The 16,471-nt window shown below is 55.3% G+C and carries 15 protein-coding genes; 3 read left to right on the top strand and 12 right to left on the bottom strand.

What is annotated here, in order from left to right:
- Window positions 1-13 precede the first annotated feature (13 nt).
- The gene (locus ACN0V1_RS06100; protein ID WP_417544158.1) at window positions 14-916 is read left to right on the top strand and encodes a LysR family transcriptional regulator; all 903 of its coding nucleotides are present in this window, start codon (window positions 14-16) and stop codon (window positions 914-916) included.
- Here ACN0V1_RS06100 and ACN0V1_RS06095 read toward each other — a convergent pair.
- The 10 genes from ACN0V1_RS06095 to ACN0V1_RS06050 all read right to left on the bottom strand — a co-directional run bounded on the left by ACN0V1_RS06095 (window position 889) and on the right by ACN0V1_RS06050 (window position 11,986).
- The gene (locus tag ACN0V1_RS06095) at window positions 889-2,052 is read right to left on the bottom strand and encodes an MFS transporter (RefSeq protein WP_417544385.1); all 1,164 of its coding nucleotides are present in this window, start codon (window positions 2,050-2,052) and stop codon (window positions 889-891) included. The genes ACN0V1_RS06100 and ACN0V1_RS06095 overlap by 28 nt on opposite strands.
- Before the next feature lie 205 nt (window positions 2,053-2,257).
- Window positions 2,258-3,352, bottom strand: coding sequence for a chorismate synthase (aroC, locus tag ACN0V1_RS06090; RefSeq protein ID WP_417544157.1), 1,095 nt, complete (start codon window positions 3,350-3,352; stop codon window positions 2,258-2,260).
- 37 nt (window positions 3,353-3,389) lie between these two features.
- Entirely contained in the window at window positions 3,390-4,292 is a 903-nt protein-coding gene (gene prmB / locus ACN0V1_RS06085) for a 50S ribosomal protein L3 N(5)-glutamine methyltransferase (RefSeq protein ID WP_417544156.1), read from the bottom strand.
- A 33-nt stretch (window positions 4,293-4,325) separates the two neighbouring features.
- A complete protein-coding gene (locus ACN0V1_RS06080; RefSeq protein ID WP_417544155.1) occupies window positions 4,326-5,471 on the bottom strand; it encodes a patatin-like phospholipase family protein in 1,146 nt (381 codons plus the stop codon).
- 4 nt (window positions 5,472-5,475) lie between these two features.
- Window positions 5,476-6,330: a DUF4892 domain-containing protein gene (locus tag ACN0V1_RS06075; RefSeq protein ID WP_417544384.1), complete on the bottom strand. Its 855-nt coding sequence runs from the start codon at window positions 6,328-6,330 to the stop codon at window positions 5,476-5,478.
- Window positions 6,331-6,382: 52 nt separating this feature from the next.
- The gene (locus ACN0V1_RS06070) at window positions 6,383-7,294 is read right to left on the bottom strand and encodes an alpha/beta fold hydrolase (RefSeq protein ID WP_417544383.1); all 912 of its coding nucleotides are present in this window, start codon (window positions 7,292-7,294) and stop codon (window positions 6,383-6,385) included.
- Window positions 7,295-7,308: 14 nt separating this feature from the next.
- On the bottom strand, window positions 7,309-7,659 hold the full coding sequence (locus tag ACN0V1_RS06065; protein ID WP_291948848.1) for a PilZ domain-containing protein: 351 nt from the start codon (window positions 7,657-7,659) through the stop codon (window positions 7,309-7,311).
- Window positions 7,660-7,783: 124 nt separating this feature from the next.
- Window positions 7,784-8,815, bottom strand: coding sequence for a DNA polymerase III subunit delta' (gene holB, locus ACN0V1_RS06060; protein WP_417544154.1), 1,032 nt, complete (start codon window positions 8,813-8,815; stop codon window positions 7,784-7,786).
- Window positions 8,808-10,940 (bottom strand): transglutaminase TgpA family protein, encoded by a 2,133-nt coding sequence (locus ACN0V1_RS06055; RefSeq protein ID WP_417544153.1) that lies wholly within the window; start codon window positions 10,938-10,940, stop codon window positions 8,808-8,810. Before ACN0V1_RS06055 ends, holB begins: the two co-directional genes overlap by 8 nt.
- On the bottom strand, window positions 10,937-11,986 hold the full coding sequence (locus ACN0V1_RS06050; protein WP_417544152.1) for a DUF58 domain-containing protein: 1,050 nt from the start codon (window positions 11,984-11,986) through the stop codon (window positions 10,937-10,939). The genes ACN0V1_RS06055 and ACN0V1_RS06050 overlap by 4 nt, the downstream gene beginning before the upstream one ends.
- A gap of 452 nt (window positions 11,987-12,438) precedes the next feature.
- Here ACN0V1_RS06050 and pabB point away from each other — a divergent pair, with 452 nt between their 5' ends.
- Window positions 12,439-13,824, top strand: a complete 1,386-nt coding sequence (gene pabB / locus ACN0V1_RS06045) for an aminodeoxychorismate synthase component I (protein WP_417544151.1) — start codon at window positions 12,439-12,441, stop codon at window positions 13,822-13,824.
- A 25-nt stretch (window positions 13,825-13,849) separates the two neighbouring features.
- Here the strand turns inward: pabB and thrH are convergent, their stop codons facing one another.
- Window positions 13,850-14,464: a bifunctional phosphoserine phosphatase/homoserine phosphotransferase ThrH gene (gene thrH, locus ACN0V1_RS06040; RefSeq protein WP_417544150.1), complete on the bottom strand. Its 615-nt coding sequence runs from the start codon at window positions 14,462-14,464 to the stop codon at window positions 13,850-13,852.
- 241 nt (window positions 14,465-14,705) lie between these two features.
- Here thrH and ACN0V1_RS06035 point away from each other — a divergent pair, with 241 nt between their 5' ends.
- A complete protein-coding gene (locus ACN0V1_RS06035; RefSeq protein WP_417544149.1) occupies window positions 14,706-15,428 on the top strand; it encodes a phosphoadenylyl-sulfate reductase in 723 nt (240 codons plus the stop codon).
- 25 nt (window positions 15,429-15,453) lie between these two features.
- Here ACN0V1_RS06035 and cysB read toward each other — a convergent pair whose 3' ends face one another.
- Window positions 15,454-16,431 carry an HTH-type transcriptional regulator CysB gene (gene cysB / locus ACN0V1_RS06030; RefSeq protein WP_417544148.1) on the bottom strand — a complete coding sequence of 326 codons (978 nt, stop codon included), beginning with the start codon at window positions 16,429-16,431 and terminating at the stop codon, window positions 15,454-15,456.
- Window positions 16,432-16,471 lie beyond the last annotated feature (40 nt).

The raw sequence follows: 16,471 nt of genomic DNA, 5'->3' as shown, positions 1-16,471 counted from the left end.
AGGAAAACGAATCGTGGACTCAAATGCCCTGAAAGCCTTCCTTGCCATTGTCGACCAAGGTTCCTTTTCGGAGGCTGCGGAGCAGCTTCACCTGACTCAGCCCGCCATCAGCAAACGCCTCGCCGCATTGGAAAGCCAACTGGACACAACATTGATTGACCGCAGCCACCGGCAAATACGACTGACCGACTCAGGTGCTCGCCTGTTACCCCACGCTCGCAAGATACTCGATGAAATCCACAATGCCCGCATTGCGCTTTCGCCAGATTCCGGACTGATCGAAGGTGAGCTGCAAATTATTGCCAGCCACCACATAGGGCTTCACCACTTACCCAACTGGCTGCGTCGGTTCAAGCGGGAATATCCCCAGGTTTCCATCAACCTGCAGTTCATGGAATCGGATGCCGCCTACGCGCAAATGCGCAAACGCAACGCCGAACTCGCATTCGTCACGCTGAGCGACAGCATGGCCCCGAGCTTCAACGTGCTTGCCCACTGGCCAGACCCCATGGCCTTCGTTGTCAGCGCCGATCATCCCCTGGCCAGCCTGAAGAAACCCGGGCTGCCTGATCTGGCCGAACACCCGGCTCTGCTGCCAGACACCTCAACCTCGACCTACCGGGTGGTGAGTCGCCTTTTTCTGGAGGCAAACCTGTCTCTGCACTCGCAAATGCCGACAAACTACCTCGAAACCCTGAAAATGATGACCAGCGTTGGCCTGGGCTGGAGCGTACTTCCATTGCGAATGGTGGATCGGAGTTTGAAGGTATTGGAAGGCGTGCCGGCAAGCGGGACAGAGCCCGAGCACAGGGTTACCCGTATGCTGGGCGCTATAGGACTAACCGACCGACAACCCGGCAACGCCGCAAAAGCGCTCTTATCCATTGTTCAGGAAGAGGAAGAGCGTCCAAAGTAAGCCTCAGGTGGAGCCTGCAGTCCCCGGACTGTGATAACGATGGCGATTGCCATTGCAATTGCCCCACCCCAGAAAGCCGCAGGCGTACTGAACCCCTCCACCAGAAAACCCGACATCCAGGCTCCCACCGCACCACCGGCACCAAACGTCAGCCCGCTGTACAACGCCTGCCCCTGGCCATGATGGTGCTGACCAAAAAAGCCCTGAACATACTGCACCGAAACCGCATGAAGCGCCGCGTAAGAAGCGGCGTGCAACATCTGGGCAAACAGCAACACCGGGAGAAAATCCGTTAACTCCGCGATCAGCACCCACCGGATCATCGTCAAGACCAGAGCACCAATCGCAATCTGGCGTACCGTGAAGCGCCGCGTTAACCGATGCATCACCAGAAACAATCCGATCTCCGAAATCACCCCAAGTGACCAAAGCAACCCGATCGCAAGATTGCCGTAACCGTGCTGCTCCAGATGAATACTGAAAAACGTGTAGTAAGCGCCGTGAGAAACCTGCAGCAAAAAATTCATCAGAAAAAACGCAACCACCGCAGGGTGCGTCAAAATCGCCCGCAAACTGCCCTTTGGCGCCGGCAGCTTCCGCTTACCTCGCTCAGCCGGTAAGAGAAAAGCCGAAACACAAATCCCCACAAAAACCGGCAAAAGCAACCAGGGCAACCACCCAATCGACACCCACTCCAGGATCAGGCCAACCCCCGCCACAGCGCCAATAAACCCAACCGAGCCCCAAAGCCGAACCCTGCCATACTTCTCCCGATGCTCGCCGAGCGAGCGCAGTGTAATCACCTCATACAACGGAAGAATAGCGTTCCAGAAAAACGTAAACGACAGCATCACCAGAAGCAGCCCGTAAAAACCTGGCTCAAGAAATACCCCGGCAAATAACAACGAACCGGTAATCGCCCCAAACCGAACAAGCCGGACCCTCTGGCCGGTTTTATCGCCCAGATGTCCCCAAAGACTTGGTGCCACAATTTTTGTGAGCTGAATGGTCGCCATCAAAGTGGCTATTTGCAGATAGGAAAACCCCCGCCCCTGAAGGTACAAAGACCAATAAGGCAAAAGCCCGCCCAGAAGGGCGAAAAACCAGAAGTAGAGGTTGGAAAGGCGCCAGTAAATACCCGTTCTCCCTACATATCCAGATAGTTGAGAGGCAGACGCGGCGGATAGGCGTTCAGAGTCTGATAGCTTGGGCTGGCCCGGCCATTCAAAAACGTGGAGCGCCAAGTATGGCGCGACCGAGCCCTACACGGACGTACTCACGGGCGCTTTTTGAATGACCGGGCCAGCCCAAGCTACTACTCCGAAACCGAGGTCATGCAGATCAGAGCTGCCCAATAACAGGCGTAGAAACAGTAACATCCCCATTCTGACCACGATGGCGCAAATAATGATCCATCAACACAATAGCCATCATTGCCTCAGCAATCGGCGTAGCCCGGATACCCACACAGGGATCGTGCCGCCCAGTGGTAATAACTTCCACCGGATTGCCATTCACATCAATGCTACGGCCCGGCAAGCGCAGGCTGGAAGTCGGCTTCAGCGCAATACTGGCAAGAATCGGCTGCCCCGAAGAAATACCCCCCAGAACGCCACCAGCATGATTCGACAGAAAGCCTTCCGGCGTCATCTCATCCCGGTGCGCCGTGCCTTTCTGGGCAATACAACCAAAGCCAGCTCCAATCTCAACGCCCTTCACCGCATTGATACTCATCAACGCATGAGCAAGATCCGCATCCAGCCGATCAAAAACCGGCTCGCCCAGCCCCGGTGGAACGCCCTCAGCCACCACATTAATCCGCGCTCCGATAGAATCCCCCTCCTTACGAAGGGCATCCATGTACGCCTCCATCTCCGGCACCTTATCCGCATCCGGACAGAAAAACGGATTCTGATGCACCTGATCCCAGTCCAGCTTCTCCGCGCGAATCGGTCCGAGCTCAGACAGGTACCCACGGATACGGATACCCAGGCGCTGCTCCAGAAACTTCCGGGCCACGGCGCCAGCCGCCACCCGCATAGCCGTTTCACGGGCTGACGAACGGCCGCCACCACGGTAGTCGCGCACGCCATATTTGTGCATATAAGTGTAATCAGCGTGGGCCGGGCGGAACTGCTCCGAGATTTTTGAATAATCCTTGGAGCGTTGGTCTGTGTTCTCAATAATCAGCCCAATCGGCGTGCCAGTCGTTTTGCCCTCAAACACACCCGATAAAATACGCACCTCATCCGCTTCACGACGCTGGGTAGTGTGGCGCGAAGTCCCCGGCTTACGTCGATCCAGATCAGCCTGCATATCCGCTTCCGAGAGCTCGAGGCCCGGCGGGCAGCCGTCAATAATACAGCCCAATGCTGCCCCATGGCTTTCACCAAAGGTGGTAACGGTAAACAGTTTTCCGAAAGAGTTTCCTGACATAATTCAATATCTTGTTAAGGTATTGTGAGAAAGTGGATTAATTATTTTCCTGCCATTGGCGGAGATCCTGTTCAGCTATCGCAAAAACACCATCGCCGCCATTGCTGAAGTCCAGCCAGATAAATGGGAGGCCCGGGTATGCCTCATCAAGAGCCACCCAGCTATTACCCACTTCAACCACCAGCAAGCCACCCGGCGTCAAATGCTCTGCCGCACCGGCAATAATTCTGTGCGCAATATCCAGCCCGTCATTCCCGGCAGCCAGGCCAAGCGCCGGTTCGTGGTGAAATTCTTGCGGCATACCCGCCAGATCTTCCGCGTCGACATAAGGCGGGTTGCTCACAATGATATCGTATTGCCCGCTGATGTTCGCGAACACATCCGATTGCACCGTGCGAACCCGATCGCGGAGTTCGTGTAAATCTATATTTGATTCCGCAACTGCCAACGCATCCGGTGAAATATCGGAGAGGTCCACAATCGCATCCTCAAACACCGTGGCCGCGCCTATGCCAATACAGCCGCTTCCCGAGCACAAATCAAGCATCCGCTCAACCGGTTTATCTCCCAGCCAGGGCTGGAAGCCATTTTCAATGAGCTCACCGATGGGAGAACGCGGCACCAATACACGCTCATCCACATGGAACGGCATGCCCATAAACCAGGCTTCACCAAGAAGATAGGCCAGAGGCACACGATCATCGATACGACGCTGGATGCGCTCAAGAATGAGGTGGCGCTCTTCGCGGGTAAGGCGTGCGTCCAGAAACAGCGTATTGTTGTCCAGAGGAAGATGCAGGGTGCGCATGACAAGCTGAACCGCCTCATCCCAAACGTTATCCGTGCCATGGCCGAAAAAAACCGTCGAAGCAGAAAACCGGGAAGATGCGTAGCGAAGATAATCGCGAACGGTATGAAGATCCTCAATCGGGCTGGTCACAAACACTGTTTCCTATCGCAAGTTGGAATAAAATCAGATTGCCAGCGGCCCGGAGCTGCTGCGGTTTTCTTCGAAGCGGTCCAGAGCTGCGGCCATACGCTCACGCCCGAGCTGGATCAGCTCGGGCGCCTTATGGTAGTCATAACTGCGCGATGCGTTCTTGGGAATGTTAACGAGCAGGTCAGGCGGATAGCCGGCAATCTTGTACTGCACCAGGGCACTCTGCATGGTTTCGATGGTGAGGTTCATCACATCGAATTTACCAAGACCCAATTTATCCCAATGGATCGTTTCATGCTCTTCCTGGTGCTTATTCTCACCTGGTTTACTGCGCTCTTTCTTTTGCACTGCCTTCGAAATTTTTTGCTCCGGGCTCTCGTCTGAATCCGACCGTCCTACGCCCATGGACTTTATTGCGTCCCAATCGAACCAGCGGGAAGCTTTATCGCGGAACGTATCCATCCACTCATCGGTATCACCACTGACGGAGTCCTGATGACTTTTAAACGCTGCATCCGGAATTCTCTGCCGCCGGTCATCCTCACCACTGAGGTTCACCGCAACGATAATATCAGCGTGGGACGAAATGGTCGGAATGATAGGGAGCGGGTTCAGTAATGCTCCGTCTACCAGCACACGACCATCAAGAACAAGTGGTGTTACAACACTCGGAATGGCCACAGATGCGCGTATAGCCCTGTCCAGCGGACCTTCCTGAAACCAGATTTCCTTGTGTGCCAGCAAGTCTGTGGCCACCGCCGTGTAGTGCAGAGGAAGATTTTCGATGCGGGTATCTCCCAACATCTCACGCACCACAGAAAAGATTTTTTCGCCCCGGATTGCGCCCACGGAATTGAAGGTAAGATCCAGCAGTTTGAGTACATCAAACTGGCCAAGCCCGGTTACCCAGTCTTTGTAGTCTTGCATCTTGCCGGCGGCGTACATTCCACCCACAAGCGCCCCCATGGAGCACCCGGAAATAGCCACAATGTTATAGCCACGTTCAGCCAACACCTCGATGGCGCCGATGTGCGCATAGCCACGGGCTCCGCCACTGCCGAGGGTAAGTGCAACGGTCTGGCGTTTTCTTTCGCCACTTTTGGCTTCGGTACTGGCAGGAGCCTCTGTGGCTGATACGTCTGAGCCCTCCAGAACCTTCGACACGTTATTTTCGGGCACTTAGTTACCTCGTTATAACCATCACTTCAACCCGATCGCCTTGTCGGCCAGGGTCGTTAACAACCACCGACGGTCCAACGATCAGCAGTTCTTGCTGCTGTCTGGAAACACCGGTTTTGGCCAGCACTTCAGAAAGTGACTCCGCAGCTTTGCGGGCACGATCCATTGAATCACTGAATGACTCATCTGCGTTCAACCCGGAGTAGCCCACAAGCACAACCCGGGCATTCTCACTCCGGGCAAGATCATTAATCTTACGGCGATCCGTGGCCTGCCAGTCGAACCGATAGGTGACTCCCCCTTGCCAAGGCACAATCACTGGTCCGAAAACCCTGTTATTCACTGCACCAAGACCCGGGATAGCAACACCCGGAGCTACCTTCAGATGCTCAATCCAGACATATTCTCTCAGATTACCCCGGGTTACGGTGTAGATAGAGGTCAGCCAACGACTACCGTCTTCTGCAACAGTGCCTGCCACCAGATAATCCTGGGTTGCGTCGCGTCCGTAAAGGATCTGCTGACTGAAAATCTGGTTCGCCCAAACGTTGCTTCGCCCGCAGCGGATGCCCGAACACTCAAACAAAATTCTCGCACCACGATCCTGCAGCAATCCTTGATAGTGCTCACGGGCTTCCCGCCGGTTTGCATCCCGGGCGATCTGATACAACCGCCCCTCTCCACTCACCGGAAGGCGCGCCATGGATTCAGAGCGAATTTCGTTGTTGATCTCACGAACGGGGCTGAAAAGAACCAGATGCCCCGACGATTCAATCGGCGCTGTTATCTCCAGGGTTGACTGAGCGAACGCCTGCGGCATCGACTCTGGCAATGCCGCGCTCGCAAGGCCCGAACTCATCGACAGCACCGCAACAAAAATTACATTCAACACAACAGACTTTGGCAAGATATCACTCATTCGCAAGAAAGTTTCTGACAGCATCGGCAACAGGGCCGGTGTCTCCGTCCAGGTGACAATGGTGCCCGCCAGGGACATCCACTATTTTCAGGTTCGACATCGCGTCTGCCCGGCTCTCCAGCCCTTTCCGGTTTACCAGCAAGCCCTCCTTCGCCCGCACAAACAGCGTAGGGGCCTGCACCGCCGTCAACGATGCAACAACCTGCTCCTCCGTCATCATCAACTGCGATGGATGGCGTAATCGGGAGTCTGTACACCAGCTGTAACCACCACTTTCCTGCTTCAGGTTGCGCGGGATCAATGTCAGTGCGGCTTCGTGACTGAGCGGGCTAAGCCCGCCTTCGCGAACTTTTGCCGCAGTGACGATATCCGGGTAAACGGCAGGCTTACCGGAACCTGCAATTCGCTTCCTGATGGACTTGCGAAGCTGCGGAACGGTCTCACTCACCGGGCGGCTCAGCGCGCCGAGACTGTCAATCATCACCAGCCTCCTCACTCTCTCCGGAAAGGCTGCTGCATACAGGGCTCCGACAATGCCGCCCAACGAATGGCCAACAATATCCACCTTCTCTCCAAAATGCTCCTCGATCAGTTCGGCAACATCTGCCACGTAGTCCATCAGCAAATAGCCCTGACCTGGCGGGCGGTGTCCGGAATGCCCGTGGCCGGCCATATCCACCGCGTGCAAAGTGGCAAGCTGCGCCAGTTCCGGCGCTATTCTGGTGAACGTGAGACTGTTATCCAGCCAGCCATGAAGCATGATAATCGGCGGCCGGGATACAGATGAGGCGCTCTCAGCAGGCCAGCTCAGGCCCGCCAACGTAATGTGCTGCAGTGGCCATTCCGTCTCGCGTAAACCCGACCTGTTTGCGCGAAGGTCGGGAGATATCGCTATGTCATCCATCACTTAAACGCGCCTCACATCGTATGCGTCGGGCGATCAGAGCTCAGAGAACCGGCGAGATAGGATTCAATCTTGGTTCTGGCACCTGGATCATCGCTGTTGAATTGCACACCAATGCCTGCCGCACGGTTGCCCTGGGCACCCTTGGGCGTGATCCAGATAACCTTGCCTGCAACGGGTATCTTTTCCGGCTCATCCATGAGGTTCAGCAACAGAAATACCTCATCACCTAGCCGGTACTGCTTCTGGGTTGGAATGAACAAACCACCCTCACGGATGTAAGGCATATAAGCGGCATATAGAACCGCTTTGTCTTTAATCGTCAGGGTAAGAATGCCGCTGCGTGCACCAAATCCGGGCCCCATATCTGACACCTTTTAAAATATGAACAGTTTAAGTGAAAATTGATTCGTTTTATCGTTAAACGGAACCTGTGGGAAAATCCCTGATAATCCGAAATGATAGCAGTTGTTCCCGCCAAAAGCGCAATCAGGATGCGTGGCGCTTCGTCGGCATCAGCTCGCGCCACGCGATTAACAGCCGACTGGCTTCCAATTCCGGGTTGGCGTTGTACACACCGGCAGCCCGGGCCTCCCGAACGCCCTCCAGCAATTCATGGGCGCGCCACGCAGGGTTAACACCGGCCAGAAACCCGAGCATTTCTGCTGCTTCAGGGTCGTTTGCCTGGCCCCCGGCACACAGCCGGGCCAGATCGGCAGCCCAACCTTCAAACAGCCAAAGCATGTCTTCCAACCCCAGGGCCTTGAAAGCTTTGGCGGCTTCCGCTACCGCAACCTGACCTTTCATGAATTGACGAAACTTCTCGAACGCCTCATCCCGTAGCGCGGGGAACTCACCCATGGCATATTCCAAGGCCAGGCGAGGCGCATTCCCCGCCAGCATCAGAGATTTAGCCATCAACTCTGCTGAGGGCTGTTTTTCGCCCTCGAGCTCCGCTACTTTGCTGGCAAGCCATTGTCCAGCCTGATCTGCGGAAGGAACCGGTATCGACAACGCCTGGCACCGCGAACGTATAGTCGGCAATACTGGTCGGCCACTTTCCTGCAACAACAGAAGCACAAAATCTGATACCGGCTCTTCAAGGGTTTTGAGCAGCGCATTGGCGGAATTGATATTGAGTTGGTCTGCCCGGTCAATAATGGCAATTTTGCGGGCTGCAACCTGCGGCGACGAGACTGCAAAGGCTGAAAGCGACCTTATCTGATCAATTTTTATCATCCGGGACTTTTCGGGCGAATACACCCGAACATCCGGATGGCTGGAAGCGGCATACAACTGGCACTGACGACACTGGCCACAAGCAAAGGGTTCACCGGTGTTCCTGCTACCGGGGCTTGCACACAGCAGAAGGCCTGCAACGGCGTCCGCCCAAGCCCTCTTGCCAACTCCACACTCCCCTGTCAGCAGCAGCGCATGGGGAAGCCGGCCCTCATCAAAGCGCTTTTGGACGACCTGCCAGGCGTTCTGAAGCCAAGGCATTTCAAGGGCAATATCAGTCACTGTGCTTTCCTGAGTGAGGTTCGGAGCGGAGAATTCCGGGCCGTTGTTTTTCCGTTCTGCGCAGCTGCCGCTTCATGGTAGCCAATAATCTGCGCAAACGCGTCAGATCACCGGCGTCATCCCGGGCAGATGGAGGTCTATAGTAATGGCTGTTCACCATTCGGGCAAAAAGCCTGGCTGAATCCGCCACCGCCGGCTCCGCAACAGCCAGCCTTGACGCCAGTGCCGTTGGCGTTTCGCCGTGTCTTACTGGGACCCCTGCTCGCCCACACAACTTGTACCAGGCACCAAGCACCCGCTGATAGCCATTTCGTCGCTCACCTTTGCGCATTTGCAGCGCCGATATCAGGCCGGCAATCAGCAGCCCCGCGCCTACAATACCGGCGGTAAGATAACCCAGTTCCCGCATGCCGAACCCACCGGGCAAGCGGGACATCAAGTCCATCTGGCTTTGGCCCTGGTAACCGACAACCCAACGCTGCCATTGATAGTTAATCCGATCAAGATGCAGACTGGCCCACTGAATGATCGCCACATCCGCGTAGCGCTGGGCGGACGTCCAGTTATTCTCAAGGAATGAGCCCTCATCAGCCACCGCATCCCGCAAGCCTGTCTCGATCCGGTCAGGCGCAATCGCAGCGGTGGGATCAATACGAATCCAGCCCTGTCCTTCAACCCAGGCCTCAACCCAGGCGTGAGCATCGTACTGCCGCACGATGAGATATTCGTTACCAGCGCCGCTCTCGCCCCCCTGGTACCCGACCACAACTCGCGCAGGAATGCCGGCCGAGCGCAGCACAAAGGTGGTTGCACCCGCATAGTGAGCACAAAACCCGCGTTTTTCATCAAAAAGTAGGCTGTCGATGCCATCGTCCGGCATTTTTGGCGGTCGCAGGGTGTAAAAATAAGGCTGCTCCCGGAAGCGTGTCAGCAGCGTGCGAATAACCTCTATATCACCTACAGAACTGTCACCTGCGGAAATCTCATCCGAGGAGTGCCGCAGCTCATCTGCGAGGGCTCTGGCTCTTGGGTTTCCCTCTGGCGGAAGCTGGAGATAGCGACGGGCGTCGTCCGGCAGAAGAGATTCAACTGCGGGTTCAGCCGCGTTTTCAAGCGCCAGCCGATAACGCACTGCGCTGTCGGCCGGGCGGCGGAAACGGAAAAGGTCACCGGGTTTTTTTATCACGTTATTCGAAACAGCCACCGAGCCTTCAAGTGCAAAAGCCCAACGCTGATCCGTCGGCTCCATCAACACATCGTATTCTCTGGGCTTCAGTTCACCCACGCCGCCATCGACATTGACCCGGCCGAGCGCTTGATAGCGATCGTAGCCGCTCTGGCGCCAGGTTCCATCATCAAGGGTGTCCAGAAGCAGCCCTCGCCAATACCGGTCCCGATATTCCGGCACGGCACCGCCGAAGGTCACACGAAAGGCCCGTTCGCTGCTCTGTGCCAGGCTGGATATATCCCCGGGCCGCATAGTGTCACTGATTCCGGTGCGCGCCTGGCCTGATACCAGGGGCACACTCCACAGCGGGGCCATGCGCGGGAAGAATACAAACAGAAGCACAACCAGCGGCAGGACTTTCAGCAACATAATGCCTAATCTGCGCCAGCCCGCCTTCATTCCTCCCGGAAGTTCTGGCGCGTTCAGTACCTGCAGCCCGATCAGCAATAAAGCAATTGCCCCTATGTTGATCAGCGCCCAGTGAATCTCCTGATGAAACAGAAAGTTCACCGTTGCCAGATACACCAGAATATAAAACAGCACATAGAAATCCCGCGCAGTGCGGGTTTCAAGCCACTTCAGGCCGACCGCCAACACAAAGAAGGAGGCGGCAGTATCCACGGTAAAACTTCCTTGCACTTGAACCAGATAGACTGCAACCAGGGCCAGCATGATCCCGGTGCGGAGCCAACGGCCCGGTAAACGGACACGACCTTGCTGAGCAAGCCAGCGCCAGCCCGCCAAAGCGACGCAGACAAGAATCAGCCATACCGGAAGACGATCAAGCTGGGGCGTCAAGAGCAAGGCGAAACTCGCAATCAACCAGAGCAAGGCCAGAGATGGCAGGCTGTCACCTTGCTTGTCAGGCTCATTCTTCGCGCGACGCAACAACCTCATACCTGGGCTCCCGGAGCCGCGTCTGAGGGTTTATCCGAGGGCGAATAACGGCGTGTTCCATGGGGCTGTGCGACGGTTTCTCTTGGTTTTTTCACGCCCCAGGTCGCCAGCGCTCTCAGGCAGCGGGTTGTGTGAGCCGGGCCGCTCTCCGGTTCTATTACCTGGCCGGGCAGGTTCAGACCGAACCTTGCGTTATTTTCGCCACGTTCAAGCACAAGCCATGAGAGATAGCTGAGGCGCAGCTCGTGATCCGTACCAGGAAAAGCGTCGAAATCCAGCCAGTGCGGGCTTCCTTTATCCGCTTCCCAATCCGCTACAACCATCTGACCACTGCGGACATAACGCTTCCACATCACTCGTTGGCTCATATCACCCTCACGCCAGGGCCGGAGCTCTGCATGGTCATTGCCTTTCGGGGAACGAGAGCTGGCCGTTTGGTCACCGTTATCTACTGCACTGATAACGTCCGGGGCGGCGATTGGCCGGGGAAACACCAAGCCGGCAGAAACCGGCCTCATCCACGACCAGGCTTTGAGCAAACCAAAGGGGAAGCGCGTTTCGATCCTGATCTGATCCGGTCGCAAATAACCCCGAAATGCAGACGGCACCGGCAAGGCAATGTCGATCGACTGTCCAGCCGGCACATGGCCCACACGCACTGAAAAATCGTCGTCTGAGAGGGTAAGGGCTACAGCGTCATCTTTCCCGGCCGCTGCTCGCAGGCGGAAGAGAATGTCATCGCCGGCAAACCCCTCACCGGCCTGAACCAGCGTCAGTTCAAGATCAGACAAATTCCGGTGGGTCTGATGCATGGCACCCACAAACACTGCACCCAGCAGAAACGTTACAAGGTAAATCAGACTGTTCTGGTAGTTGATTCCGGTAATCAGCATGATCAGCAACAGCATGCCAAACACCACGCCAGCGGCTGTTGGCAAAATGAAAAGATTTCTCTGGGTGAGTAACTGGACATCAGAACGAGGGATACGACGGTTTATCCAGTTCTTGACCCAGGTCTGCCAGCGGCTACGAGTAAGTCTGCTCATGATGCCCCTGAGGCCGGAATATTCATCAAAAGTTCACCGTTAGGTTTTGCATCTTTGCCCATGCAACTTGAGAGCAATCTCGAGAACAATGCTGAAAGATACGGCAAATCGAGGATTCTGATCACACCTTGAAGCCCGGGTGCTCACCCAATTTGCGGTGCGGCCCTCGTGACCAGCCATACTACTCGAATCGCCGCGGGCATATTTGGGTCTGAGTCCGTCAATATTTCCGAATACTCATCTGTCGCCTGTTGGGTGAGAATCACTATTATTCCTGTTTCAGTCAGGTTAAATTTCCACGCCAAGACTGGCCAACTCCGCTAGAATGCCGTTTTCCGATTCCGGGATGGCAGTGGTTGTTTTGAGTGTTTTCATTAGACCAGCGGCCATCCGGAGCCGACAATGCCCGTTTTGTGGCCTGAGTATCATTCTTCCAATTAACCGGAGTTAATTTGCCACTTCCTGTTTCCTCTCTGCTCAGCCGGCAGGAGTACGACCAACTTCTCGCCCACGCTGCCCATCAGCCAGACTTTGCCTATCTCGGCAGTGTCGGAACAGGTGACGGTCGAGGTTTTTTCAGCGGGTTTACGGCGAGCGCAATTGCAACAAAGTGTGTGGCGCCCGGGGATGAGGATGCTCTGGACACCAACAAGCTGGCCGCGGAAATGGAGAGCCTGGTTCAACGCCATGAAATGCCCATGCAGGATGCGCAGCAGGTTCTCACAGGCGGGTGGCTTGGCTTCCTGAGTTATGAATTCGGATACGTCAAAGAAAAGCGTCTTTCCCCTCTCTGCCCGGCGCCTGCTACTCCCCTGCTTTCTGCGGGCTTTTACCTTTGGGCCGCAAGCCACAATCGGGCATCCGGTACTTATCACCTATGGGTTCACCCTGAGTGTCCGGAACAGATCCGGGGTCTTCTTCAATCCTGGCTCTCCTCCACGCCAGTCAACAACACAGAAAAATGGAAGATGGTTTCGCCCTTCAAGGCCCGCCAGCCTGCCGAAGAGTTTATGGCCGGTGTTCAAACGGTTCAGCGCTACATCAACGCAGGTGATTGCTATCAGGCCAACCTTTCCCAGGAGTTCCAGGGCAACTATTCAGGGGATCCCTGGCTGGCGTTTCAGGCGCTGGCTGAAGCTAACCCAACACCTTACAGCGCGTTTCTTAAAACCGGTCCAGGATCAGTGTTATCCATTTCCCCCGAGCGTTTTCTTGAAATCCGCGGGCGCACCGTAAAGACCAGCCCGATCAAAGGCACCCGTCCCAGGGGAGAAACCCCTCTCGAAGATGCAGCCTATGCGGCAGAACTGGAAGCATCAGAGAAAGACCGTGCGGAAAATCTGATGATTGTGGACTTGTTGCGCAACGACCTGAGCGTTCATGCTACGCCGGGGTCCGTTACTGTAGACAGTCTGTTTGCACTCGAGTCGTATCGGAATGTGCACCACCTGGTCAGTCATATTCGTGCTGAGCTTGCGGAGGGCGCTTCACCGATGCAGGTGCTGTTCGATGCCTTCCCCGGCGGCTCCATTACCGGTGCACCGAAAATACGCGCTATGGAAATCATTCGGGAACTGGAACCACACTGGCGTGGTCCCTACTGCGGCTCTGTATTTTATCGCGGGCTCGATGGCACTCTGGACAGCAACATCGCTATCCGCACCATGCTGTGTGATGGAGGGCGATCTGCAGGGCTGGCGGTAGAACAAGGAACGATCCGGTGTTGTGGCGGCGGAGGCATTATTGCCGACTCGGATCCGGAGAGCGAATATCAGGAAACACTCACTAAAGTGAAACCGCTGATGGATTTCCTGGAAAACCTGAACCGAGGCCGCTAGCCGCCCCGGTTATACAGGCTTACTTTCAGACGTTGTGTACAGCGCTCGCCTTCATAAATTCCTGCTTCAGATCCTCAAACTCGTGCACAGCCGGGTACTGTGGAAACTCGTCAATCACATTCTGAGGCGCATGGAACAGAATGCCTGCTTCCGCCTGCCCCAGCATGGTGGTGTCGTTGTAAGAATCCCCCGCCGCAATCACGCGATAATTAAGCAGCTGAAACGCACGCACTGACTGGCGCTTGGGGTCTCTTTGGCGCAGCAGATAATTGGTAATCTGGCCGTTCTCAGCAACTTCCAGCTTGTGACAAAGCAGCGCGGGGTAACCCAGCTTCTTCATCAGTGGCATGGCGAACTCATAGAAGGTGTCTGAAAGAATCACCACCTGGAACCGCTCGCGCAGCCAATCCAGAAACTCCCGGGCGCCCGGTAGCGGGTCAAGCTCACTGATCACTTCCTGGATCTGCGGCAGGCCATATCCGTGCTGATCCAGCAGCCTTAACCGCTGCTTCATCAGCACATCGTAATCAGGAATATCGCGGGTTGTCGCCTTGAGTTCATCAATACCGGTTTTTTCCGCAAATGCGATCCAGATTTCCGGGATCAATACGCCTTCAAGGTCAAGACATGCCAGTTCCACAGTGATCTCCTGATTCAGGTCCAAATGAGAATGCCAACGGAGAGCAAGGCCTGCTCCCCCTTTATTGACGCGGTATCATAAGAAAAACCGGCAAAGATTGCATCGTACATTGCAACAAATCCTTGAGGTTTTCTGCCCGCACCTTCACAGAGGGCTATAACCATATAGATTGTCATTCCTTCATGGAATTAGCCATTTAATGCTAACCTTTACTAAAATCCGCATCAGGTGCTGACATTTTATGAGCAATATCCGCGAGCTACAGGACGAACTTGGCAACGAAAGCCCGAGAGCGATTCTGAAGGCTGCTTTCAAACGCTATGACAACATCGCTATTTCCTTCAGTGGTGCTGAAGATGTGGTGCTTATCGAAATGGCCCACAAGCTGACGGATAATCTGAAGGTGTTCACGCTGGATACCGGCCGCCTGCACCCGGAAACCTACGAATTTATCGAGCGTGTCCGCAAACATTACGGCATCAACATCGAGGTTTTGTTTCCAGACACCAACGAAGTTCAGGACCTGGTGAACCGCAAGGGATTATTCAGCTTTTACGAAGACGGCCACAGCGAGTGCTGTGGCGTTCGCAAAGTAAATCCGCTCAAACGCAAACTCGCAGATGTTGATGCCTGGATTACAGGTCAGCGCAAGGATCAGAGCCCGGGCACCCGCAACGAGGTTCCGGTCGTGCAGGAAGACACAACCTTCTCTGGCCCCGGTAAGACACTGGTCAAGTTCAACCCCTTGGCCAACTGGACATCAAAAGAAGTGTGGGACTACATCCGGATGTCGGAAGCGCCTTACAACAAACTCCACGAAAAAGGCTTTGTCAGCATTGGCTGCCAGCCCTGCACACGCCCGGTTCTACCCGGACAGCATGAGCGGGAAGGCCGTTGGTGGTGGGAAGAAGCCACACAAAAAGAATGCGGCCTGCATGCAGATAACCTGATCGCCCGCCAGTAAGCAAACTGGCGAGGGTTGCAGCTATTCAATAGGTTGGCAGCTCTACATCTTTGAACAAGGCTTCTATCTCACTGCGACTGCTCTGGCGAGCGACGGCTTCGTCGACCGCCTCTTTCGTCAAATGAGGCGCGAAGCGTTGCATGAAGTCGTACATGTATCCACGCAGGAAGGTACCTTTGCGGAAACCGATACGCGTGACGCTGGAACGGAACAGCTTTCTAGCATCCAACGCGACCAGGTCCGGGTCGGTTTTAGGATCAAATGCCATACTGGCGATGATTCCGACACCAAGACCCAGGCGCACGTAGGTTTTGATAACGTCGGCGTCGGCGGCAGTGAATACAACTTTCGGCGTCAGACCTCGGGACTGGAACGCCTCATCAAGCTTCGACCGGCCCGTAAAACCAAACACATAGGTTACCAGCGGGTATTCCGCCAGTTTTTCCAGCGTTAGCTCAGACAATTGGGCAAGTGGATGATCCTTGGGCACAATCACCGTGCGATTCCAGCGGTAACACGGCATCATAATCAGATCGTTAAAAAGCTCCATGGCCTCTGTGGCTATGGCGAAATCAACGGCTCCGCTGGCCGCCATTTCGGAAATTTGCATGGGCGTGCCCTGGTGCATGTGCAGCGACACATCCGGGTAAGACTCGATAAAACCACTGATAATGGGTGGCAGTGCGTAACGCGCCTGGGTGTGGGTTGTGGCAATACTCAGATCGCCCTTGCGCTGGTTGCTGAATTCCTGCGCAATCTTTTTAATGCCTTCCGCACGGCGCAAAATCTCACCTGCTTCACGCACAATGATTTCCCCGCCCGGGGTGATGCGAGTCAGGTGTTTGCCACTCCGGGCAAATATCTCCAGGCCCAGCTCATCTTCAAGAAGGCGGATCTGCTTGGAAATACCCGGTTGAGAAGTAAAAAGACTCTGGGCGGTTGCCGACACGTTGAGATCATGGTGCGCAACTTCCCAGATATAGCGCAACTGTTGTAATTTCATTGACTCGGTCGCTCCCTGAGTTTCTGGCCTGTGGCGGGCT

It is taken from the genome of Marinobacter sp. (assembly GCF_048266785.1).
Classification (GTDB): Bacteria; Pseudomonadota; Gammaproteobacteria; order Pseudomonadales; family Oleiphilaceae; genus Marinobacter.
Note: the sequence above shows the minus strand (reverse complement) of the source record. Positions and strands in the feature narration are given on the sequence as shown.

Excerpts from the sequence above, each read along its gene's own strand:
- aroC (WP_417544157.1), bottom strand. The coding sequence starts at position 3,352 with ATGTCAGGAAACTCTTTCGGAAAACTGTTTACCGTTACCACCTTTGGT.
- ACN0V1_RS06075 (WP_417544384.1), bottom strand. The coding sequence starts at position 6,330 with ATGAGTTCGGGCCTTGCGAGCGCGGCATTGCCAGAGTCGATGCCGCAG.
- ACN0V1_RS06070 (WP_417544383.1), bottom strand. The coding sequence starts at position 7,294 with ATGGATGACATAGCGATATCTCCCGACCTTCGCGCAAACAGGTCGGGT.
- ACN0V1_RS06065 (WP_291948848.1), bottom strand. The coding sequence starts at position 7,659 with ATGGGGCCCGGATTTGGTGCACGCAGCGGCATTCTTACCCTGACGATT.
- ACN0V1_RS06055 (WP_417544153.1), bottom strand. The coding sequence starts at position 10,940 with ATGAGGTTGTTGCGTCGCGCGAAGAATGAGCCTGACAAGCAAGGTGAC.
- ACN0V1_RS06050 (WP_417544152.1), bottom strand. The coding sequence starts at position 11,986 with ATGAGCAGACTTACTCGTAGCCGCTGGCAGACCTGGGTCAAGAACTGG.
- ACN0V1_RS06035 (WP_417544149.1), top strand. The coding sequence starts at position 14,706 with ATGAGCAATATCCGCGAGCTACAGGACGAACTTGGCAACGAAAGCCCG.
- cysB (WP_417544148.1), bottom strand. The coding sequence starts at position 16,431 with ATGAAATTACAACAGTTGCGCTATATCTGGGAAGTTGCGCACCATGAT.